5 protein-coding genes are annotated in these 24,351 nt (G+C 74.7%); 1 reads left to right on the forward strand and 4 read right to left on the reverse strand.

Annotation, left to right across the window (positions count from 1 at the left end; genetic code table 11):
* Positions 1-5: 5 nt before the first annotated feature.
* From AC5WAM_RS01290 to AC5WAM_RS01305, 4 genes are all read right to left on the reverse strand, one after another.
* Positions 6-18,569, reverse strand: a complete 18,564-nt coding sequence (locus tag AC5WAM_RS01290; RefSeq protein WP_495521207.1) for a non-ribosomal peptide synthetase — start codon at positions 18,567-18,569, stop codon at positions 6-8.
* Between the two features lie 103 nt (positions 18,570-18,672).
* The gene (locus tag AC5WAM_RS01295) at positions 18,673-20,022 is read right to left on the reverse strand and encodes a serine hydrolase domain-containing protein (protein WP_495521208.1); all 1,350 of its coding nucleotides are present in this window, start codon (positions 20,020-20,022) and stop codon (positions 18,673-18,675) included.
* An 85-nt stretch (positions 20,023-20,107) separates the two neighbouring features.
* Positions 20,108-21,328, reverse strand: a complete 1,221-nt coding sequence (locus AC5WAM_RS01300; RefSeq protein WP_495521209.1) for a cytochrome P450 — start codon at positions 21,326-21,328, stop codon at positions 20,108-20,110.
* Between the two features lie 1,113 nt (positions 21,329-22,441).
* Entirely contained in the window at positions 22,442-23,161 is a 720-nt protein-coding gene (locus tag AC5WAM_RS01305; protein ID WP_366795969.1) for an RNA polymerase sigma factor, read from the reverse strand.
* 146 nt (positions 23,162-23,307) lie between these two features.
* On the opposite strand from AC5WAM_RS01305, the gene AC5WAM_RS01310 reads away from it, so the two are divergent.
* Complete coding sequence (locus AC5WAM_RS01310) at positions 23,308-24,330, forward strand: MerR family transcriptional regulator (protein ID WP_495521210.1); 1,023 nt, start codon at positions 23,308-23,310, stop codon at positions 24,328-24,330.
* Positions 24,331-24,351: the final 21 nt, after the last annotated feature.

The raw sequence follows: 24,351 nt of genomic DNA on the forward strand, positions 1-24,351 counted from the left end.
AGTCCTCACCGTTCGTCGTGGTCGCTGTCGCCGCGTGCGGCGTCTTCGAGTTCGCTCAGCACCTGTTCCTCCACCAGGTCCGCCAGGGCGGCGACCGTGCGGTGGACCAGGACGTCGCGGGGCGTGAGGGTCACGCCGAACGCTTCGCCCACCCGGGAGGCGATGAGCAGGGCGCGCAGGGAGTCGCCGCCCAGGGAGAAGTAGTCGTCCTCCACGCCCACCACCGTCTGCAGGACCTCCTCCCACAGGAAGGCGACGGCCTCCTCGGTGGGGGTGCGCGGGGCGACGTGCCCGGACGTCTCCTCCTGGTCCGGTGGCGGCGCGGGCAGCGCGGCCCGGTCCGTCTTGCCGTTCTCGGTGAGCGGGAAGCGGTCGAGGACGACGTACGCCGAGGGGACCAGGGGGCCGGGCAGGGTGCGGGCGGCGAGGGTCCGCAGCTCCGCGGCGGCGGGCGGCTCGGCGTCGGGTGCGGCGAGCAGGTGGGCGACCAGGCGCGGCAGCCCCGGCTCGTCCTCGCGCACGGTGACCACGGCGTCGAGCACCGCCGGGTGACGGACGAGCACCGCCTCGACCTCGCCCGCCTCGATGCGGTGGCCGCGCAGCTTGAGCTGGTGGTCGGTGCGGCCCAGGTAGTGCAGTTCGCCGTGGGCGTCGCGGCGCACCAGGTCCCCGGTGCGGTACATCCGCGAACCGGGCGGACCGAACGGATCCGCCGTGAACCGCGACGCGGTGAGCCCTGGCCGGTTCAGATAGCCACGGGCCAGAGCCGGACCACTCAGCCACAACTCCCCCGCCACCCCGTCCGGGACCGGCCGCAGCCGGGCGTCCAGGACGTACACACCCGTCTCCGGCAGCCGACGCCCGATGGGCGGGGCGACGCCGTCCGCTGTCAGGGGCGCCGACCAGGTGGCCACCACGGTCGCTTCGGTGGGCCCGTAGGAGTTGACCAGACGGTGGTGCGGCGCCCAGCGGGCCACCAGGTCGGCGCCACACGCGTCGGCGCCGACCGTGAGGGTCTTGAGGTCGGGCAGGGTGCCGGGGGTGTCCGGCGGCACGGTGGCGAGCGCGGCCGGGGGCAGGAGGGTGTGGGTGATGCGTTCGGTGCGCAGGACCTCGGCCAGTTCCGCGCCGAGCAGCGGCCCGGGTGGAGGCACGACCAGGCTCGCACCGAGCGGCAAGGACATGCACAACTCAAGCACCGAAGCGTCGAAGCTCGGCGTGGCGAACGCCAACACCCGATCCCCCGGCGCCACTTCATAGTGCGCCGCCTCAGCTGCCGAGAAGCCCGCAAGACCACGATGCGTCACCACGACACCCTTGGGCGTACCCGTCGAACCCGACGTGTAGATCACATACGCCGGATCGTCCAAGCGCAGCGGACGCACCCGGTCCACGTCCGTCGGCCGATGCTCCGGTACGCCCTGTGCCGCGAGCAGTCCGGCGACCTCGTCGGCGTCGAGCGTCACCGCGGGCGCCGCGTCCCGCAGCATCAACGCCACCCGCTCCGCCGGATACCCCGGATCCACCGGCAGGTACGCCGCTCCGGCCTTGGTCACGCCGAGCTGCGCGAGGACCATGTCGGCGGAGCGCGGCACCACCAGGGCGACGAGGTCGCCGGGGCCCGCGCCGCGGGCGATCAGCTGGTGCGCGAACCGGTTAGCGCTCCTCTCCACCTCCGCGAAGGAGAGGGTGAGGCCCGGTGCGGCCAGCGCCGTCGCCTTGGGCGCACGGTCCACGGCGGCCTCGACCAGGGCGGGCAGCACCTCCGGCACGACCGGGGCCAGTGCGGGGCGCGCGGGCCCCCGCAGCAGCCGGGCGCGCAGCTCGGGCGGCAGGGCGTCCACGCCGTCCAGGGACGTCCCGTCCGGCGCGGCGACCAGGGCGCGCAGGGTGTGGACGAGCTGGTCCGCGAGGGAACGTGCCGTGGCCTCCTCGAAGTAGCGGGGGTCGTAGCCGACGACGACACCCATCCGGCTGCCCGGCAGGATCACCACGGTCAGCGGGTAGTTGGTGGACTCGTGGGCGTCGAGCTCGCGGACCTGGACGCCGTGCGCGCCCGCGGTGTCGTCGCCGACCGGATAGTTCTCGAACACCAGCAGGCTGTCGAACAGCGGGGTTCCCGCGGGCAGTCCGCTGGCGGCCTGGAGGTCGGTGAGCGGCACGTGGTCGAAGCGGCGGTCCTCGGCCCGCGCGGCCTGCGTCTCGCGCAGCCACGCGGCGCACGGGGCGGAGCCGTCCACGGTGACCCGGGCGGGCAGGGTGGTGATGAACAGCCCGGCGATGGTGTCGGCGCCCGGCATGTCCGCGGGCCGCCCGGAGACGGTCGTGCCGAAGCACACGTCCCGCTCGCCGCTCCAGCGGGACAGCAGCAGCGCCCAGGCGCCCTGCACCACGGTGTTGAGGGTCAGCCGGTGGCGCCGGGCGTAGTCCGCGAGGCCGTCCGTCTCGGCCTCCTCCAGGTACTCCGCGAGCCAGCTGCCGGAGCGAGCCGGGGCGCCCGGGGCGGGCCTGCGGTCGTAGGGCAGCGGGGTCGGTGCGGTCAGGTCGGCGAGCACGTCGGTCCAGTGCTCCGCGGCCCGTGTGGTGTCGCGGGCCGCGAGCCAGGCGGCGTAGTCCGCGAACGGCCGGCGCTCCGGCAGCCGCGGCTCCTCGCCCCGGGAGAGGGCGGCGTGAGCGGCCACGACGTCCCCGAGGACGTGGAAGACGCTCCACCCGTCGAGCAGGGCGTGGTGGAAGGTCCACACCACGCGCACCTCGTCCGGGGCGAGGCGGATCAGGGCGACGCGCAGCAGCGGCACGCGGTCCAGGTCGATGCCGCGGGCCTTGTCCTCGGCGAGCAGCCGCTCCAGCTCCGCCGCGCGCGCGTCGGGGGCGAGAGAGCTCCAGTCGTGCTCGGTGACGGGCACGGTGACGGCGCGCCGCACCGCCTGGAGCGGGACGGGCGCCCCGCCGAGGACGACGGCGGTGCGCAGCACGGGGGTGCGGTCCACGACGTGCTGCCAGGCGGCGGCCAGCACGCGGGCGTCGGGCACGCCGTCCATGACGAACGTGATCTGCTCGACGTACAGCCCCTCGGCGGGCTCGTCCATGCCGTGGACGAGCATGCCCGCCTGGGTGGGGGTGAGCGGGTAGAGGTCCACGACGTCGCGTCCGCTGCCCACCAGGCGGTCGACGGCGGCCTGGTCCAGCGGGGCCAGCGGGAAGTCCGACGGAGTGCGGCCCCCGGCGCCGGGTTCGGCGCAGTGCCGCACGAGGGCCCGCAGCTCGTCGGTGAGTTCGGCCGCGAGCCGGGCGACGGTGTCACCGCGGTGCACGCCGCGCGAGTACGACCAGGTGAACTCCAGGCGCTTGTCCGTGACGCGCCCGATGACGTCGAGCAGGTGCGGGCGGTCCGCGGCCGTGTCCATGCCGCCTGTCAGGTCGCCGAGGGGTGCGTGCAGCAGGTCTCCGGTGGTGTTCCGGTCCTGCTGGCCCAGGTAGTTGAAGGAGATCTGCGGCAGCGCGGGCAGCCCCGCGCCTGCGGTCGGGTGCAGATGGCGCAGGGCGCCGTAGCCGATGCCGCCGTGGGGCACCGCGCGCAGGCCCTCCTTGACGGACTTCAGCGCGGTGGCGGTGTCCGCGTCGCGCGGTACGTCGAGCGCGACGGGGAACACGCTGGTGAACCAGCCGACCGTGCGGGAGAGGTCGACGTCGTCGAAGAGCTCCTCGCGGCCGTGGCCCTCCAGGGTCACGGTCACCCGGTCCCGGCCCGTCCAGCGCGCCAGGACCCGGCCGAGGGCGTACAGCAGCACGTCGTTGACGCGGGTGCGGTAGGCGCCCGGTACGTCCTGGAGGAGGCGGCGGGTCTCCTCTGCGTCGAGGCCCACCGTCACCGACTCCTCGCTCGCGGCGGTGTTCGCCCCGGCGAGGTCGGTCGGCAGGGCGTGGCCGTCGGGCACGTTCCGCCAGTGGTCGAGCTCGTCGTCGAAGCCTCCGGCCTCGGTGTGCGCGGCGAGGCGGCGGGCCCACGCCTGGAAGGAGGTCGTCTTCGGGCCGAGGTCCGGCGGGTTCCCCGTGCGCAGGGCCCGGTAGGCGGTGTCGAGGTCCTCCAGGATCAGGTGCCAGGACACCGCGTCCACGACCAGGTGGTGCGCGGCGAGCACCAGCACGGGCCGCCGCTCGTCGCCGGAGCGGCACAGCGCGGCCTTGAGGAGCGGTCCGGTGTCCAGGTCGAAGCCCGCGCACAGGTCGTCGACGAGGGCGGCGGGCACCTCCCCCGGCAGGTCGTGCACCTCCAGGTGGACCGGTGCCCCCGGTGCGGTGCCGTACTGGCGGCGGGCCCCGGCGGCGGGTGCCGGGTAGCGCAGGCGCAGCGCGTCGTGGTGGTCGTGGACGGCGGCGAGGGCGGCGCGCAGCGCGGTCTCGTCGGTGTCGTCGGCGAGGTGGTGGGCGACGGCCTGGGTGAGGCGTGCCGGGTCGCCGCTGAGGGTGTCGAACAGCAGGTGCTGGACCGGCGTGAGCGGTGCCTCGCCGACGACGGCGCCCTGTTCGGCCGTCGTTCCCGCGGCGGGCAGGTCCTCCGCGGCGGCGGCGAGCTCGGCGATCGTCTGGTGGCGGAACAGGTGCCTCGGCGTCAGCGCGAATCCGGCGCGGCGGGCCGCGGCGACGATCTGGATGCCGAGGATGGAGTCCCCGCCGAGCGTGAAGTAGTTGTCCTGCGCGCCCACGTCGGGCACGCCGAGGACCTCGGACCAGATCGCGGCGAGCGCCTTCTCCGTGTCGGTGCGCGGCGGGACGCCGCCGCCGTCGGCCGGGGCCGACCAGACGGGCTCGGGCAGTGCGTTCCGGTCGAGCTTGCCGCTGGCGCCGAGCGGCAGTCGCTCCAGCGGTACGACGGCCGCGGGGACCAGGTGGTCGGGGAGGGTGCGGGCGAGGAAGTCGCGCAGGGCCGCGGGGTCGGGGGCTTCGCTCCCCCTCGGCACGGCGTACGCCACGAGGCGGCGGTGGCCGTCGCGCTCCGACACGCGGGCGGCGGCCGCGGCCACGTCCGGGTGCCCGGCGAGGGCCGCCTCCAGCTCACCCAGCTCGACGCGGAAGCCGCGCACCTTCACCTGGTGGTCGGTGCGGCCCAGGTAGTGCAGTTCGCCGTGGGCGTCGCGGCGCACCAGGTCACCGGTGCGGTACATCCGCGAACCGGGCGGCCCGAACGGATCGGCCGTGAACCGCGACGCGGTGAGCCCCGGCCGGTTCAGATAGCCACGGGCCAGAGCCGGACCACTCAGCCACAACTCCCCCGCCACCCCGTCCGGGACCGGCCGCAGCCGGGCGTCCAGAACGTACACACCCGTACCCGGCAGCCGACGCCCGATGGGCGGGGCGACGCCGTCCGCTGTCAGGGGCGCCGACCAGGTGGCGACGACAGTGGCCTCGGTGGGCCCGTAGGAGTTGACCAGGCGATGGTGCGGCGCCCAGGCGGCCACCAGTTCCGGGCCGCAGGCGTCGGCGCCGACCGTGAGGGTCTTCAGATCCGGCAGGGTGCCGGGCGTGTCCGGCGGCAAGGTGGACAGCGCGGGCGGTGGCAGCAACGTGTGCGTGATGCGCTCCGTCCGGAGCACCTCCGCGAGTTCCGCGCCGAGCAGCGGCCCGGGTGCGGGCACGACCAGGCTCGCGCCGAGCGGCAAGGACATGCACAACTCAAGCACCGAGGCGTCGAAGCTCGGCGTGGCGAACGCCAACACCCGATCCCCCGGAGCGACTTCATAGTGCGCCGCCTCAGCGGCCGAGAAGCCCGCAAGACCGCGATGCGTCACCACGACACCCTTGGGCGTACCCGTCGAACCCGACGTGTAGATCACATACGCCGGATCGTCCAGACGCAGCGGACGCACCCGGTCCGCGTCCGTCGGCCGGTCCTCCCGCGGGCCGTTGCTCAGCAGCTCGGCGACCTGCTCCGCGTCGAGCGTCACCGCGGGCGCCGCGTCCCGCAGCATCAACGCCACCCGCTCCGCCGGATACCCCGGATCCACCGGTACGAAGGCCGCTCCGGCCTTGGTCACGCCGAGCTGCGCGAGGACCATGTCCACGGAGCGGGGCAGCACCAGGGCCACCAGATCGCCCGGGCCCACGCCGCGGGCGATCAACCCGTGCGCCACCCGGTTCGCGCGCGCCTCGGCCTCGGCGAAGGACAGGGTGAGGCCCGGTCCGACCAGGGCCGTCGCCCCTGGCGTACGGTCCACGGCGGCCTCGACCAGGGCGGGCAGCACCTCCGGCACGACCGGGGCCAGTGCGGGGCGTCCGGGCCCTCGCAGGAGCCGCTCGCGCTCCTCCGGCGCCAGGATGTCCACCGCGTCCAGGCGGGTGCCGTCCGACGCGTCGGCCAGGAGGCGCAGCGTGTGCAGCAGCCGCTCCGCGAGGGAACGCGCGGTCGACTCCTCGAAGTGACCGGGGTCGTAGTCCAGGATGACCGACAGGATGTCTCCGGGGGCGACCACCACGTTGAGCGGGTAGTTGGTCGGCTCCACGTCGCGTTCCTGCTCGATGGCCAGGCCGTGCCGGGCCAGGGCGCCTTCGTCGAACGGGTAGTTCTCGAAGACCACGATGCTGTCGAACAGGTTCGTGCCGCCGGGCACCTCGCTCCACGTCTGGAGCTGGGCGAGGGAGACGAAGTCGTGCCTGCGGGATTCCGACTGCGCGGCCTGGAGGTCGCGCAGCCACTCCAGGAGGCCGCGACCGCCGTCGATCCGGACGCGGGTGGGCAGGGTGTTGATGAACACCCCGACCATCGAGGTCACCCCGGGCAGTTCGGCGGGGCGCCCGGAGACGGTGGTGCCGAACACGACGTCGTCCCCGCCGCCGTACCGCGACAGGAGCAGCGCCCAGGCGCCCTGCACCATGGTGTTGACGGTCAGCCCGGCCCGCTGTGCCGTCTCCCGCAGCCGCGCCGACGTCCCGGCGTCGAGCTCCACGCCGACGGTCCCGGAGGACGACGCGCGGTGGGCCTCGGCGGGCCGCCGGTCCCTGGGGAGTTCGGTCGGGGCGGAGAACCCGGCGAGGGTCTCGCGCCAGTACTGCTCCGACCGGGCGGCGTCCTGCCGCGACAGCCACTCCAGGTAGTCGCGGAAGGGCGCGCGGTCGGCGACCTCCGGGCGGCGTCCGGCAGTCAGCGCCGCGTACCGCTCGCACACCTCGTCGAAGACCTGGGCCGCGCTCCACCCGTCGAGCAGGACGTGGTGGAACGTCCACACCATCCGTACGCGGTCCGGCGTCAGACGGATCAGGGTGAGGCGCATCAGGGGCGCGGTGCCCAGGTCGATCCCGGCGTCCCGGTCCGCGTCGAGCAGCCGGTCCATCTCCCGCGCGCACCGGTCGGCGGGCCACCCCGTCCAGTCGTGGTGGGCGACGGGCACGGTGGCCCGGTGCCGCACGGCCTGGAGCGGCTCGGCGGTCTCCTGCCACACCAGGCCGGTGCGCAGCACGGCGTTGGCGTCGGCGGTCCGCTGCCACGCCTCGGCCAGGGCGTGCGGGTCGGTGACGCCGCGCAGCACCAGCTGGACCTGGTTGACGTACGTCCGCGCGTCGGGATCCATGAGGCTGTGGAACAGCATGCCCGCCTGCATCGGCGTCAGCGGGTACAGGTCCACGACCGCGCGGCCGTCGCCCACGACGCGGTCCAGAGCCTCCTGGTCCACGCGGGCCAGCGGGAAGTCCGAGGGCGTGCGGCCCCCGGCGTCCTCGCGGCAGCAGTGGGCGACGAGCTCGGTGAGCGCCGCCAGCATGCCGTCGGCGAGGCCCGCGACGGTCTCCTCGCGGTGCAGGGTGTGGCTGTAGTGCCAGGTGATCTCCAGCTCCCCGCCCTCCACGCGGGCGATCACGTCGAGGAGGTGCGGGCGCGCCGCGTCGGGCGCGTCGGCGCCGCCGAGGCCGCCGGACACGCCGCGCACCAGGGCGCCGCCGCTGTCGGCCGACCAGTCGAACCGGCCCAGGTAGTTGAAGCTGATGCCGGGCGTCGGCGCGGCGGTGAGCCCGTCGTCCCCGGCGAGGTGCGTGAGCGCGCCGTGGCCGATGCCCCGCTCCGGTACCGCGCGCAGCTGTTCCTTGACGGACTTCAGGGCGGTGCCCCAGTCCGTGTCCGGCACGTGCAGGGCGACGGGGTACAGGCTGGTGAACCAGCCGACCGTGCGGGACAGGTCGACGTCGTCGAAGAGCTGGTCCTCGCGACCGTGGCCCTCCAGAGCGACGGCGACGGTAGAACGTTCGGTCCAGTCGGCGACGGTACGGCCGAGCGCGGTCAGGAGCACGTCGTCGATGCGGGTGCGGTAGGCGCCGGGCACCTTGCGCAGCAGGTCGTCGGTACGCTCCCGGTCCAGGCGTACGGTGACCGCGCGCACGTCGGCCATGGTGGTGCTGTCCGGTGCCGCGCCGGTGTCCAGGGGCAGGGGCGCGGCGCAGTGCCGTGCCACGTCCTCCCAGTGGGCGCGCTGGCCGGCGAAGCCGCCGGACGCGGTGCGGGCGCGCAGGCGGCGGGCCCACTCCTGGACGGACGTGGTGCGCTCCGGGAGCCGTACCGGCTCGCCCGTGAGTGCCTGCTGGTAGGCGGTGTCCAGGTCCTCCAGGAGGATGCGCCAGGACACCCCGTCGACGACCAGGTGGTGAACGGTCAGGAGCAGGTGCGGTCGCGCGCCGGTGAACAGACGGGCGTTCAGCAGCGGGCCGGTGGCGAGGCGGAACGCGGCGTGCGCCTCGGCGGTGGCGCGGGCCTCGGCGGCTTCGGCCGCTTCGGCGTCCAGGCCGCTCAGGTCCACGATCTCCAGAAGGTCCGGTGCCGCCTCGTCCGGGCCGGGGCAGTGCTGGTGCCAGGTTCCGTCGTCGCCCCGGACGAACCGGGCCCGCAGGGCGTCGTGGTGGGACCACAGCGCCGCGAGGGCGCGGCGCAGGGCGTCCGCGTCGACGTCCGCGGCCGTCTCGACGAGCAGGCACTGGTCGAAGACCTCGGGGCGTCGCGGCCCGGGGTCGAGGAACCAGTGCTGGATGGGGGTGAGCGGCACCTCGCCGGTCACGGGGCCGGTGCCGGCGACGGCCCCGGCGGAGCCGCCGGCCGCGGCGAGGGCGGCCACGGTGGGGTGGCGGAACAGGTCGCGCGGGGTGAGCCCGAGCCCGGCGGCGCGGGCGCGCGAGACGACCTGGATGCTGAGGATCGAGTCGCCGCCGAGGGTGAAGAAGTTGTCGTCGGCGCCGACGCGGTCCACGCCCAGGAGGTCCGCCCAGATGCCGCTGAGGACGCGCTCGGCCTCGGTGCGGGGCGGGCGGTAGGCGGTGTCGCCCGCCGCCGACCAGTCCGGTGCGGGCAGTCTGCCCCGGTCCACCTTGCCGTTGGCGGTCAGCGGCAGCTCCGGCACCGTCACGAAGGCGGCGGGGACCATGTAGTCGGGCAGTTCGGCGGCCACGTGGGCGCGCAGCTCGCTCCCGGTCGGCGCGGCCGCCGCGGGGGCGGGCACGACGTGGGCGGCCAGGCGCTTGCGCCCTGCGTGCTCGCACACGGACACGACGGCCTCGGCGACGCCCGCGTGCGCGGTGAGGCGGGCCTCGATCTCGGCGGGCTCGACGCGGAACCCGCGCAGCTTGATCTGGTCGTCCGCGCGCCCCACGAAGTGCAGTTCGCCGTCGCCGCCGAAGCGGACGACGTCGCCGGTGCGGTACATGCGGGAGCCGGGCGGACCGAACGGGTCGGCCACATAGCGGGCTGCGGTCGCCCCCGACTGCCCGGCGTAGCCCCGGGCGAGCCCGGCCCCCGCCACGTACAACTCCCCCGGAACGCCCGGCGGCTGGGGCTGGAGCGCGGCGTCCAGGACGTACACCCGGGTGTTGTCGAGCGGGCGTCCGATGGGCAGCACCGGGGGCAGCGGGTCACCGGCGCGGAAGGGGCGCCGGGTCGCGAAGGTGGTGGTCTCGGTGGGGCCGTAGCCGTCGACGACGGTGAGGTCGGGGCAGGCGTCGAGGACACGGCGCACCACGGCGCCCGGCACGGCCTCGCCCCCGGTCCACACCTCCCGCGCGCCGCGCAGGCAGGTGGGGTCCTCCTGCGCGAGGAGGCGGAACAGGCCCGCGGTGAGCCACAGGAACCGCACGCCGCGCTCGGTGATCGCGCTCCGGACGACGGCAGCCTCGACGTCCCCGGGCGGGGCGAGGACGGCCGTTCCGCCGCGCAGCAGGGGCACCCACAGCTCGTACGTGGAGGCGTCGAAGGCGTGCGGGGAGTGCACGAGGACGCGGTCGTGCCCGGCGAAGGCACGGTCCGACGCCAGGGCGGCGACGTCCCGGTGGCGTACGGCGACGCCCTTGGGAGTTCCGGTGGAGCCGGAGGTGAACATCACGTACTGGACGGAGTCGGGGTGCACCGCCGGGACGACGAGAGCGTCCGGTGCGCCGCCCTCGGGTGCGCGGTCGGGACGCAGCACGGTCCCGTCGGGCAGCACGTCCCGCGCCGTCCGCTCCCACTCGGCGTCCGTCAGGACGAGGTCCGCGCCGACCTCGGCGAGCATGCGCCGCAGCCGCTCGCTCGGCGCCCGGCCGTCGAGGGGTACGTAGACGCCGCCGCTGAGGGCGAGCGCGAGCTGGACGACGACCAGGCCGACCGAGCGGTCCATGAGGACGCCGACCCGCACTTCGGCCGTGACGCCGCGGGCGGCGAGCCGGGCGGCGAGTGCCGTGGCCCGGACGTCCAGGTCCCGGTAGGTGAGCCGGTCGGCACCGGCCTCCAGGGCGACGGCGTCGGGCGTGCGGCGCACCTGTGCCGTCCACAGCTGCGCGACCGTCGCCTCGGGGACGGCGGTGGCGGTGTCGTTCCACTCGTCGACGACCTGGCGGCGGCGGGCGGGCGTGAGCAGCGGCAGGAGCGCGGGCGGGCGCTCGGGTCCCGTGGCCATGCCGTCGAAGAGCACGGTGAGGTACTCGCCCATCCGGGCGACCGTGGCGGCGTCGAAGAGCGCGGGGTCGTAGCCGAGGCGCAGGCCGAGTTCCGTACCGGGGTAGGCGACCAGGCTCAGCGGGTAGTTGGTGGTCTCGATGCCGTCGAGGTCGCTCAGGCGCAGCCCGTGGGCGGCGGCGAGGTCGTCGTCGACGGGGTAGTTCTCGAAGACGACGATGCTGTCGAACAGGGCGGCCCGCTCGGGGAGTTCGGTGAGGGCCTTCATCCGCGTGAGCGGCACGTGGTCGAAGCGGCGGTCCTCGCTCTGGTCGTACTGGAGGGCGCCCAGCCAGTCGGCGAGGGTGCCGTCGCGCGCCACCCGGACGCGGGTGGGCAGGGTCGTGATGAACAGGCCGGTGATGGAGTCGGCGCCCGGCAGCTCGGGCGGGCGGCCGGAGACGGTGGTGCCGAAGACGACCTCGTCCCTGCCCGCAATACGGCTCAGGAGGAGCGCCCAGGCGCCCTGGACCAGGGTGTTCAGGGTCAGGCCCGCCGCCTTGGCCAGGTCCTCCAGGGCACGCGTCGTGGCCTGCGGCACGGTGACGCGGACCGCCTCGGTGGACTCCGCGTGGTGGGTCTCGCGCGGCTCGCGGTCGTAGGGCAGCGCGGTGGCCTCGGCCAGGCCCGCGAGGCGGTCGCGCCAGTGCCGCTCGGCCCGGTCGTCGTCGCGGTCGCGCAGCCAGGCCACGTAGTCGCTGAAGGGGCGCCGCACGGGCAGCGGGTCACCCCCGCCCTCGGAGCCGGACGGCCGCGCGTGGCGGGCGAACACGTCGGACAGGACCTGGAACAGGCTCCAGCCGTCCAGGATCAGATGGTGGAAGGACCACACCACGCGCACGGAGGTGTCGGAGAGCCGGACCAGGGCCAGGCGCTGGAGCGGGGCGCACGTCAGGTCGACGCCGCGCTCGCGGTCCCGGTCGAGCAGGTCCCGCAGCGCGCCGCCCCGCTCGTCGTCGGTCAGCCGGCGCCAGTCCAGGTGCGTGACCGGCACCGTCGCGTGGCGCCGCACCACGAGGAGCGGTTCGGGCACGTCCTGCCACACCGCGCGGGCGCGGAGCACCGGCGTGCGGTCCGTCACGTGCTGCCAGGCCGCCGCGAGCGCGGCGGGGTCGGGCACGCCGTCCAGGACGAACGACACCTGCTGGAAGTACACGCTCTGGTCGTCCTGCGACAGGCCGTGGAAGAGCATCCCCGCCTGGGTGGGCGTGAGCGCGTGGACGTCCTCGACCGCGCCGGGGTCGTCGCCCACGACGCGGTCCACGGCCCTCTGGTCGAGCCGCGCCAGCGGGAAGTCCGACGGGGTGCGGCCGCCCGTGCCGGGCCGGGCCGCGTGCCGGGCGATCCCGGCGAGCGCGTCCGCGAACCCCGCGGCGAGATCCGCGACGGTCGCCTCGTGGTGCAGCGCCTCGGAGTAGAACCAGGTGAATTCCAGTACGTCGCCGTCCAGTTGCCCCACGACCTCCAGCGGGTGGGGGCGCGCGGACAGCGGGTCGGCGTCCAGTTCGAGGGGGCGGAACGGTCCCTCGTACAGGCCGTCCGGCGCGTCCGGAAGCCCGAAGCGGCCCAGGTAGTTGAAGCTGACCTGCGCGGCGGGCGCCGAGGGCGCCGTGCCGGGCCCGGTCAGACGGCGCAGCGCGTCGTGCCCCAGGCCGTGCCGGGGCACCGCGCGCAGCTGCTCCTTGACCTGCTTGAGCACGGCGTCCCAGTCGGCGTCGGCCGGGACGGCGAGCGCGACGGGGTGGCGGGTGGTGAACCAGCCGACGGTCCGGCTGGTGTCGACGTCGACGAACAGCTCTTCGCGCCCGTGCCCCTCTACGTCCACCAGGACCCGCTCGTGGCCGGTCCACGCGCACAGCACGCGTCCGAGCGCGCTCAGGAGCACGTCGTTGACCCGGGTGCGGTAGGTCTCGGGCAGCGTGCGCAGCAGCGCGGTGGTGTCCTCGGGGGTGAGGCGTACGGTCACCGAGCGGGCCGAGGCGTAGGTGTTGGCTCCCGCCTCGTCGGTGGGCAGGGCCGCCTCGGCGCCCGCGAGGGCGCGGTTCCAGTACGCCGTCTCGTCGGCGAAGCCGCCGTCGGCCGCGTGCGTGGCCAGGCGCTGTGCCCAGTGGCGCAGCGGCGAGGACTTGGCGGGCAGGGCCGCCGTCGCGTCGCGGCCCGCGCGGCGGGCGCGGTAGGCCAGGTCGAGGTCTTCGAGCAGGACGCGCCAGGAGACGCCGTCGACCACGAGGTGGTGGACGGCCAGGTGCAGCACGGGCCGCAGCCCCGCGCCCCGCTCGTGCAGGACGGCGCGCAGCAGGGGGCCCTCGTGCAGGTCGAAGGGGCCCAGGTGCGGCGCGTCGGCGTCGGGGCCGGTGTGGCGTGCCAGGCGCAGGCGCGGGGTCCGTTCGCCGATGTGCCACCGGGCGGCGGGGTCGGCGCCACCAGGACCCGCGGCGCCCTCGGTCACGAAGCGGGAGCGCAGCGCGTCGTGGTGGGCGACCAGGTCGTTGAGCGCGTCCTCCAGGGCTGCCGCGTCGACCGCCCCGCGCAGCTGGGCCGACAGGGTCTGGGAGAAGTGGCCGGACCGGTCTCCGGCGCTGTCGAACAGCCAGTGCTGGATGGGCGTCAGCGGCGCCGGTCCGGTGGCCGCCACCTGGACGGGGGCGGGGGCCTTGCGGCCTTCCGCGGCGTCCGCGCAGCGGGCGAGGTCGGCCACCGTCTGGTGCCGGTACACATCGCGGGAGGTGACCGTCAGGCCCGCCTGCCGGGCCCGGGCGACGACTTGGATGCTGAGGATGGAGTCGCCGCCGAGCGCGAAGAAGTTGTCGTCCGCCCCGACCCGCTCCACGTGCAGGACCTCCGCCCAGATCCCGGCGAGGAGCCGTTCGGTGGGCGTGCGCGGCGGCACGTGGCGGGCGGTGCACGCGAGGGGCCCGGGGTCGGGCAGCCGGTCGCGGTCCAGCTTGCCGTTGGGGTTCAGGGGCAGCGCGCTCAGCCCGACGACGACGGCGGGGACCAGGTAGTCGGGCAGGGCGCGGCCGAGCTCGCGGCGCACCGCGTCCGGGTCCACCCGCTTGCCCGGGGCGGGCACGACGTAGCCGACCAGGCGCCGGTGTCCTTCGCTCTCGCGGGCGGCGGCGGCCGCCTGCGCCACGCCCTCGCAGCGCAGCAGGGCCTCCTCCACCTCGCCCAGTTCGATGCGGAAGCCGCGCACCTTGACCTGCTGGTCGGTGCGGCCCAGGTACTCCAGTTCGCCTGCCCGGGTCCAGCGCACCAGGTCACCGGTGCGGTACATGCGGTCCCCGGGGGCGCCGAAGGGGTCGGCGAGGAAGCGGGTCGCGGTCAGGCCGGGGCGGCGCAGATAGCCGCGGGCGAGGCCGCCGCCGCCGAGGTAGAGCTCACCCGTCACACCTGGGGGCTGCGGGCGCAGCAGGTGGTCCAGGACGTAGGCGCGGGTGCGCGCCACGGGCCTGCCGATCGGCGGGGCCTGGTCCGGTTCGGTGTCGTCGGCGAACCAGGCGGTGGCGTAGACGGTGGCCTCGGTCGGGCCGTATATGTTGGCCACTTCGCAGAACGGCATGGCCCGCCGCAGGTCGCGCACGGTCTGCGCGGGCAGTGCCTCCCCGGCCAGGACGAACGTGTCCGAGGCGATGGCCGTGTGACCCTCGGTGAGCAGTCGCGCGATCACGGACGGCACGCCGCTGACGAGCCCGGCGGTGCGCAGGTCGGGGGCCTCGGCGAGGGCGGCGAGGTCCGCGACCACCTCGATGCTGCCGCCCGCGAGCAGGGGGCAGATCAGCTCGAACACCGACACGTCGAAGTTGAGCGACGTCGAGGCGATCACATGGGCGAGGCGCTCGGGCCCGAACCGCTCCGCCACCCACTCGGCGAGCGCCGCCACGCTGCGGTGGGCGACCACGACGCCCTTGGGGCGGCCGGTCGACCCCGAGGTGTAGATGACGTACGCGGGATGGTCGGGGACGAGCGGGCGGACCAGGTCCGCGGCCGTCAGGTCCGTGTCCTCCGGCAGGTCCGCGCCGTCGGTCAGGCAGTTCTCCAGGATCAGCGGCTCGCAGTCCGCGGGCAGCGCGCCCGCGGTCTCCCGGCCCGCGACGACCAGGGCCGGTTCGGCGTCGGCGAGCATGAAGCGGATGCGCTCGGCGGGGTAGCCGGGGTCCACGGGCAGATAGCCCGCGCCGGACTTCAGGACGCCCCACAGGGCCGGGACCAGGTCGGCGGTGCGGGGCAGGCACAGGGCCACCAGCGTCTCGGGCCCGGCGCCACGGGCGACGAGCTGCCGGGCGATGCGGTTGGCGCGCCGGTTCACCTCGGTGTAGTCGAGGCGTGTGGTGCCGCAGTCCACGGCGGTGTGTTCGGGCGTGCGGGCCACCTGGGCCTCGAAGAGTTCCGGCAGTGTGCGCGCGGTGTCGTCTTTCCCGGTGCGCGCGGGCGGGTTCCAGGTCTCCAGGAGGGTGCGCCGCTCGCCCTCCAGGAGCAGGGGCAGCTCGGCCAGCGTCCGGTGCGGGCCGTCCGCCATGTCCTCCAGGAGGCGGTGCAGATGGCGGCTCATCCGGGCGACGGTGTCCACGTCGAACAGATCGGTGTTGAACTCGACGGTCAGCTCACGGCCGCCGTCCGGGCGCGGCGCGAACTCGAGCACCAGGTCGAAGCGGGAGGCCGGGCGCGGCAGCGGGTGTTCCTCGACGCGCACCGCACCGGCCCGCGGCGGGTGGGCGGGGGCCGTCTGCTGGACCACGAGGGCCTGCACCAGCGGCGTACGGCTGGGGTCGCGGGGCGGTGCCAGCTCCTCGACGACGCGGTCGAAGGGCACCCCGTCGTGGGCGAAGGCGTCCAGGACGGTCGCGCGCATGCGCTCCACGAACCCGCCGACGGTGGAGGTGTCGTCGACCTCTTCGCGCAGCACCACGGTGTTGGCGAAGAAGCCCGTCACGTCCTCCAGGTCGCGGCGTCCGCGCCCGTTGGTGACGGTGCCGAAGGCCACGTCCCGCTGGCCGGAGTACCGGGAGAACAGCACGGCCGCCGCCGCGGCGAACAGGGTGAACAAGGTCGTGCCGCGGCCCGCGGCCAGCTGCCGCAGCCGCTCGACGAGGTCCGCCGGCAGCGGGTGGCGGTGGGCGGCGCCGGCGGTGGTGCGCACCGGCGGCCGGGGCCGGTCGGTGGGCAGGTCGAGCTGCTGCATGCCCGTCAGGTGCCGCTTCCAGTACGCGAGGTCGTCGCTGTCGGTGCCGGAGGAGCGCTGCCGCCGCTCCCACACCGCGAAGTCCGGGTACTGCACCGCCGGCGCGGGCAGGCCGTCGGGCGTTCCGGTCGCCTCCGCGTGGTAGAGCGCGGTCAGTTCGCGGGTGAGCAGGCCCACCGACCAGCCGTCGGTGACGATGTGGTGCTGGGCCAGGAGCAGCAGGTGTTCCGCGTCGGTGACGCGGATGAGGAGCGCCCGGGTGAGGGGGCCCGTGGCCAGGTCGAAGGCGCGGCCGAGCTCCTCGGTGAGGAGCCGTTCGGCGACCTCGGCGCGCCGGGCGGCGGGCACGTGCGCCACGTCGGCCGTGCGCAGGGGCAGTTCGGCCGCCGCGCTCACGCGCTGCACGCCCTGTCCCTCGACGGTGGCGAACGTGGTGCGCAGCGCGTCGTGGCGGGCGGCGAGCCGGTCCAGGGCGCGGCGCAGTGCCGCGCCGTCGAGGTCGCCGCGCAGCCGCAGCGCCACGCCGGTGTTGTACTCCGTGCCGCCCTGGGTGAGGTCGTCCAGGAACCACAGCCGCTGCTGCGCGCTGGACAGGGGCAGCGGGCCGTCGCGCGGGGCGGGCGGTATCGGCTCGGGCGGTGCGGTGGCGGACGGGTCGCCGAGGAGCAGGGCGAGAGCGGCGACGGTCCGGGCGGTGAACACGTCCCGCACCGCGAGGCGTACGCCCAGTTCCTCGGTGATCCGGGACAGCGTCCGGGCGGCGAGGACGGAGTCGCCGCCCAGGTCGAAGAAGTCGTCGTCGGCGCCCACGGCGTCGACGGCGAGGACCTCGGCCCAGATGGCGGCCAGTGCCTCCTCCTGCGGGGTGCGCGGCCGGGTCCAGCCGTCGGCGGTCTCGCGGACGGGGGCGGGCAGGGCGCGGTGGTCCACCTTGTGGTGGCTGGTGAGCGGGAGTTCGTCCAGGACGACGACGGCGGCGGGGACCATGTGCGCGGGCAGGGCGGTGGCCGTCGCCGCGCGCAGCGCCGCGGGCTCCGGGGCGCGGTCGGCGTCGGTGGGCGTGACGTAGCCGACGAGCCGCCGCCGTCCCGGGTCGTCCTCGCGCACCACGACGACGGCCTCGCGCACGCCGGGGTGGCGCAGGAGCACGGCCTCGATCTCGCCGGGTTCGATGCGGAAGCCGCGGACCTTGACCTGGCGGTCGGCGCGGCCGAGGAACTCCAGCTCTCCTTCGGCGTTCCAGCGGGCGCGGTCGCCGGTGCGGTAGAGCCGGGCGCCGGGCGGGCCGAAGGGGCTGGCGACGAAGCGGGTGGCGGTCAGGCCGGGGCGGCCGTGGTAGCCGCGGGCCACGCCGTCCCCGCCCACGTACAGCTCGCCGTCGGCGCCGGGCGGGACGGGGCGCATCGCCGCGTCGAGGACGTGCACCTGGGTGCCGGACAGGGGGGTGCCGATGCTCGGTGCGCCGCCGCCCGCGGCGAGGGGGCCGGTCCAGGAGGCGACGACCGTCGCTTCGGTGGGGCCGTAGGAGTTGATCATCCGGCGGCCTGGGGCCCAGCGGTCGACGAGGGCCGGCGGGCAGGCCTCCGCTCCGACGATCAGGGTGCTCAGGTGGTTGCCCACGGCGCCGTGCGCCGGGTCGGGCAGGGTGGCGAGGGCGGCGGGCGGGATCAGGGCGTGGGTGATGCGGTGCTCGTCGAGGACGGCGGCGAGTTCGTCGCCGAGCCACGGTCCGTGCGGCGGCACCACGAGGGTGGCTCCGGACAGGACGGAGCTGCACAGTTCGAGGACGGCGGCGTCGAAGCTGGGCGAGGAGAACTGCAGGATCCGGTCGCCGGGCCGCACGGCGTACTGCTCGGCGCAGCCGCGGCTGAAGCCCGCGATGCCCCGGTGGGTGACGGTCACGCCCTTGGGGGTGCCGGTGGAGCCGGAGGTGTAGATGACGTACGCGGCGTGGTCGGCGCCCACCGGCTCGGGCCACCGGTCGGGCACAGGACCGGCGCCGTCGTCGAGGACGGCGCGGACCCGGGCCGGGTCGTCGAGGACCACCACCGGTGCGGCGTCGGCCAGCATCAGCGCGCGCCGCTCGGCGGGGTAGCCCGGGTCCACGGGCAGGAAGGCGGCACTAGCACGTGTCACGGCGATCTCCGCCGCGATCAGTTCCATTGATCGCGGCAGAACGAGCGCGACCGTGCGATCCGGTCCGGCCCCGCGCCGCACGAGGTCGGCGGCGAGGCGGTCGGCCCGTTGTGCCAACTCCCGGTAGGACCACGTCCGTCGGCCGTCGGTGACCGCGGGCGCGTCGGGCGTGCGGGCCACCCATGCGGCGAACAGCTCACCGAGCGACGGGTGCGGGTGTGCACCGGAGCTCCCGCTTCCGCCGCCTGGGGCGGCGTGGTCGGCCGACGGCGGGTTGGTCGCCGGGGTGGGCTTGTCATGCAGGTCCGTCATGGGGGGATGTCCTTCGGCGCGGGGACGGTGCGGGTGCGCGCGGGCACGGGTTGCTCCCCCGGCACGGGTGGGCCGGGGCGTGCTCACGCCGGAGCTGGTGTGCTCAGGAGGTGCGGGTGCGGCGGGCGGTGCGGCCCGAGATCTGCACGCGGTCGACGGTGCCGGTGGCGGCGTCGCGGTGGAAGCGTCCGCCGGGCTCGCGGCGACCGGTGGCCGGGTCGACCAGGTCGCACGTCAGGTCGGCGTAGCAGACCAGGGGCAGCGGAAGGTCGCCGTCCACGGACAGCGCTGGGGAGCCGTCGACGTCGAGGGTGATCCGGTATTCGAGGGCGCCGTTGCGGTAGGTGCCGACGCACTCGGGAAGGGCGATGGGTTCGCCCCGCTGTGCGGGTGCCGGAGCGGTCGGCACGCGCACCCCGGTGAGCCGGGTGAGGTCGTCGGCGAGGTCCTGCCACAGGGCGGTGGCGCCGCCGGCGTTGCCGGTGAAGGCGACCACCACGCCGCTGTCGGGCTCGGCCCGCAGGTGGCAGGAGGTGCCCTGGGCGTTCCCGTCGTGGCCGCACCACCAGCGGCCGTCCTCCTTGAACAGGGCGACGCCCAGGCCCCAGGCGTCCGCGAGGACCCCCGGGTCGGCGCCGGGCACGGGGGTCCGCATGAGCGCCGCGACGGCGGGCGGCAGCACGGCGGACCGGCCTATCAGGGATCTCCCGAGGGCCGTCAGGTCGAGGGCGCTGGCCAGCAGGGCGCCCGCCGGTGCCTCGACGGCGGCGAGGTTCTGCCGGGCCGGGCGCGGCTGTCCGGTCGCGGTGTTCAGCGCGTGGCCGACGGCGGCCGTGCGGGTGGGGGCGGGCTCGCCGAGGTAGGCGGCCGTGGTGCCGAGGGGCTCCAGGAGCAGGGCGCGGACGGCCTCCTTCCAGGTCATGCCGGTGACCGACTCGATGATCCGTCCGGCGGCGATGTAACCGGCGTTGGAGTACGAGAATCCGGCTCCGGGCGCGAACAGCGTGTCCCGGGCGGCGCAGACCTCCGCCAGGTAGCGCGGGACGGTCGTCCCGGCGGCGGTGTCCGAGTCGGGTCCGGTGGGCAGCCCGGCGGTGTGGCTGAGCAGGTGACGTATCGTTACCTCAGGTAACGCGCGTAGCTCGGGTATGAACGAGGCCGCGGGGTCGTCGGGCTCCAGATCGCCGTCGTCGGCGAGGAGCATCACGGCGGCGGCGGTGTAGACCTTGGTGACGGACCCCAGGGGAACGGCCGTGTCCGCGGTGAAGGGAGTGCCGGTGGAGGCGTCGGTGGTGCCGGTGTGCACGCTGACCACGTCCGTCCCGGTGTCCACGGCGAGGTGGGCACCGGGGACCCGGTGGGTGCGCGCGAGCACGTCGAGACGTTCCTGCAGGGCTTCGCGTAAGCGGGACGGCGACCGCTCGATGATCGTGGCGGCGGTGGTGTACGGCATGACGAAGTGGCTCCCGTTAACAGTGGCTCAGGGCGGGTGGCGCGACGGCCGGCGGGCTCCGGGCCGGACGTGAGGGCGCGGGTGCTTACGGTCTGACGACGTCGACCGGCAGGTGGCGGACGCCGACGAGGACGGCGGGGTTCTGGTACGTGACCTCGCCGTAGGAGGAGACGGAGAGGTCGCGGAAGCGGTCGAGCAGCATCCGCAGCGCGATGCGGGCCTCCAGGCGGGCCAGGGGCGCGCCGAAGCAGAAGTGGATGCCGTGGCCGAAGGTCAGATGGGGATTCGGGCTGCGGGTCACGTCCAGGACGTCCGGCTTGGTGAAGCGGTCGGGGTCGCGGTTGGCGGCACCCAGGTGGGCCATCACCAGGGTGTCGGCGGGCAGTTCGTGACCGCCGAGGACCACGGGGCGGGTGACACGGCGACCCAGCTCGGGGAAGGGCGGCAGCCAGCGCAGCACTTCCTCGATGGCGTCGGGCAGCCGCGCGGGGTCGGCGCGCAGGGCGGTGAGCGTGCCGGGGTTGCGGTCGAAGGCGACCAGGGCGTTGCCCAGGAGGGCGGTGGTGGTGATGTGTCCGGCCACCAGGAGCAGGGCGACGAACCCGACCATCTCCTGGTCCTCCAGGCGGACCCCGTCCACCTCGGCGGCGATGAGCTTGCTGATGAGGTCGTCGCCCGGCTCGGCGCGGCGGCGGCGGATGTGGTCCAGGACGTAGCCGTTCATCTCGCGCACGGTCGGGGCGATGGCTTCGAGGGCGCGCTCCAGGTCGGCCATGTCGGGCGACTCACCGAGCTGGTCACCGCCGAAGAGGGTGGCCGCCCACTCCTGGAACAGCGGGTGGTCCTCGGTGGGGATGCCGAGGAGTTCGGCGATCACGATGATGGGCAGGGGGTAGGCCAGCGCGTCGACCATGTCGATCCGGTCGCGGTCGGCCACGGCGTCGAGCAGTCGGGCGCAGACGGCTTCGATGCGCGGTTCGAGCCCGTGCACCACGCGCGGGGTGAACGCCTGGCTCACCAGGGTGCGGAACTTGCGGTGCTCGGGCGGGTCCATGCCGACGAAGTTGCCCTGCCTGAAGGCTTCGAAGTCCTCCTGGGAGGGGGCGATCGGGGTCATGTCCGAGGAGTACGTCGCCGAGTCGGCGAGCACGGCGGCCACCCCTTCGTGGTTGACGACGTGCCACACCCCCTGCGCCTCGTCGTGGCGGACCGGGCCGGCCTCGCGCAGGGATCGCCACTGTTCGGTCAGCTCGTCGAACAGTAAGTGGCCCTGTGTCGAGGAGCTGTTGGTCGAATTGCTGGTCACTTCTCTCCCTTGGGTGGGGGGATGCGGAGGCACGACGAAAGCAGGGGGTGGGGCGGTCGCTCGGGCTGAGTCGACTCCGGCACGCGGGGCGGGGCCACCGTGGCCGGTGCGGGCCGCATGTCCCCGCGCGCGCCGAAGGGCCCCACGCGGTGAACTGCGGTGTGCGGACAGGCCGATGGAGCGTCCGTCACGGAGGGCGGGCAGGCCCTAGCGACGGGTCGTGGTGTCCTCACCGACCCGCACGCCTGCTCTCCGCCGTCACCGGGGCCGCTTGTCCTGGCTCAACACGTCCGCCCCATCGCACTTCGGCTTTCGGTCCGCCCTTCGGCGAAGGGCGGCACCTGTTGTGCGAACCAAGCCGACATCACTCATCCCCCAGTGAAACGATCCTCGCGGTTGCGCGAGATTTCCCCTTGCTCGTACGAATCGGTGGCGCGGGCCCGCGAAGGCGGAACTCCCAGCTGCGGACGACAACGTACGCGCATCCCATGGATGCGGTCCTGTGCTTTGCACCACGCATATTCAGAGCACCCTCGCCCCAGTCTTCACGGTGGGTCACTCGATAGCAACCCCCAGAAGTTGAACGAAGGGTGCTTCCGCCGTCTGTTTTGCGTAACCGTCGAGTAGCTTTCGAACGGTCTCGTTCGAGCCTCAACAATCCAGTACGGACCGCCGCCACGCGTGTGCCCCACCGCCCCATGACCAAACACCCAACCATAGAAATCGCCGCCTTCCGTCCACCCGCATCCGGCCAGTAACGCCTTCGACCAGGCACAGCCGCCGAGGCCCGGCCATGAACGACTACCGCGATGGAAGATGCTGACCGAATACGCACCCTCGCTGCCCACTTGCCCTCCATCCCACGACATGGACGGATCGGGGATGTCCAGTCCCTGGAGGGCCCATCGGGCCGAGGTGCAGGCGTGGCTGAATTCCATAGGGGGCGCACAGGGGCGCACAGTCACGCATTGTGCGCGGGCACGCGCTTCCGGCAGAAACTTCTTCCCTTCTTCATCTCTGTGGAATTCTCTCCGGTTAACGGCGAATGTCGGGTTGATGGCCAATGCCTTGGCCAATGCTTGGGATATGCACGCGACAGTGACTGACCCGTTCTCAGTGATCGCGATCGCGTCCCCCCAGGTTTCCGTCATCGCCTTCCTCGCCCGCTTCCACGGCGCCGCTCTCCCGCAGTCGGCGGCGCAGTTGTTCCAGGCCCCGACGCGCGTGGCTCTTCACCGTGCCGAGCGGCCAGCCGGTGACGACGGCGATCTGCGGCTGGGTGAGGTCGTCGTAGAAGGCGAGCCTGAGCACGCGCCGTTGGGCGGGTGACAGACGGCTCACCTCGTGGCTGATCATCACGCGGTCGAGCACGGCCTCCGGGTGGTCGGCGCACCGGTCCGCGCGCGCGGGCGGCACCGTCGCCGCGAGCGTGACGAGGTCCGCCCTGCGGGACCGGGCCGCGAGAGCGTCGGCGATCTTGTGTCGGGTGATGCCGACGAGCCATCCGGGGAAGGTGCCCTTGCCGACCGTATAGGTGGCACGCGCCCGCCAGGCGGCGAGGAACACCTGTTGCGTGACGTCCTCGGCCTCGCGCGCGTCGCCCAGCGCCCGCCGCCCCCGCGCGTGGACCAGAGGTCCCCAGCGGTGGAAGGCGGCGGCGAGGGCGTCCTCCTCGCCGGACACGAAGCCACGGGCGATGTCCTCGTCGCACGGCTGCCCCTCGGCCCCGTCGGCGCCCAGGTGCCGCGGCCGGGGCGGCAGCCGGTCGGCCGCGAGCGCTCCCCGTGTGCCGCGGGTGCCGGACGTCCGGCGAACAGTGTGGGTGGAGGGCATGACTGCGGCTCCTTAGGCAGGGGGCTGTACCGGCGTGACGAACGGCCGGGGCGCGGTCCACCGGAGGGGTGCGACCGGACTCCCATCGTCCGCAGGCCGCGTCGAAGGCAGCAACATGCGTCGTTTATGCGTCGTATGGTGGCCGTGTGGTCGACGAACAGCAGGAAGATCGGGACGGGGACGACGGTGCCGCCGTGACGACCGGGGCGCTCGCTCGACGCCTCGGCGTCTCGCCGACCACCCTGCGGTCCTGGGACCGGCGTTACGGCCTGGGACCCGCCGTGCGCGCGGACGGCAGGCACCGCAGATGGAGCCGCCGGGACGTCGCGATGGTCGAGGACATGTGCCGCCTCACCGCCACGGGTGTGCCACCGGCGGAGGCGGCCCGCATCGCCAGGGAACGCGGCCCGGCCGAGCGGGCGGGCGGCGCGGCCCCGCCCGCTCCCGTGCTCGGCGACCGCGCCGGGGCCGGGCTGCCGCTCGGGGATGTGCGCCAGGAGTCCAGGGGCCTGGCCCGCGCGGCGGTGCGGCTCGACGCGCCGGAGGTGCAGAGCCGGCTCAACGCCCTGGTCAGGGGTCACGGCCTGACCGTCACCTGGGACGAGGTCATGGTGCCGACCCTGCGGGCCGTGGGGCGGAAGTGGGCGTCGTCCGGGGACCGTTACGTGGAGGTCGAGCACCTGCTGTCGTGGCACATCTCGACCACGCTGCGCAGCGTTCCGCTGCTTGTCCCGGCGGGGCCGCCCGTCGACGCCGCCCCGGTGCTGCTGGCCTGCGTACCGGACGAGCAGCACACCCTGCCGCTGGAGGCACTGCACGCCGCCCTGGGCGAACGGGGCGTGCCCACGCGCATCCTCGGCGCCGCCGTTCCCGTGGAGGCGCTGCTCGCGTCGGTGCGCCGCGTCGGCCCGGTGGCCGTGGTCCTGTGGTCCCAGGCGCGCTCCACGGCCAGCGTCCCGCTCGCCCAGCACCTCACCACCATGGAGTGGGGCGTGAAGGGGGCGCGGCGCAGCCCGGTGGTCCTGACCGCGGGCCCCGGCTGGGCGGGCAGGACGGTGCCGGGGCTCGTGCGCTGCCACGGCCTGGGGGACGCGACGTCGACGCTCAGCGCCCTGTACGGCGACCTCCCCGGCCCGGCGGCGCCGGGAGGGCCCGCGGCCGACGGCTGACCACCGCCCCGGCCGCGGGGA

The organism is Streptomyces sp. JLYT201 (assembly GCF_059448825.1).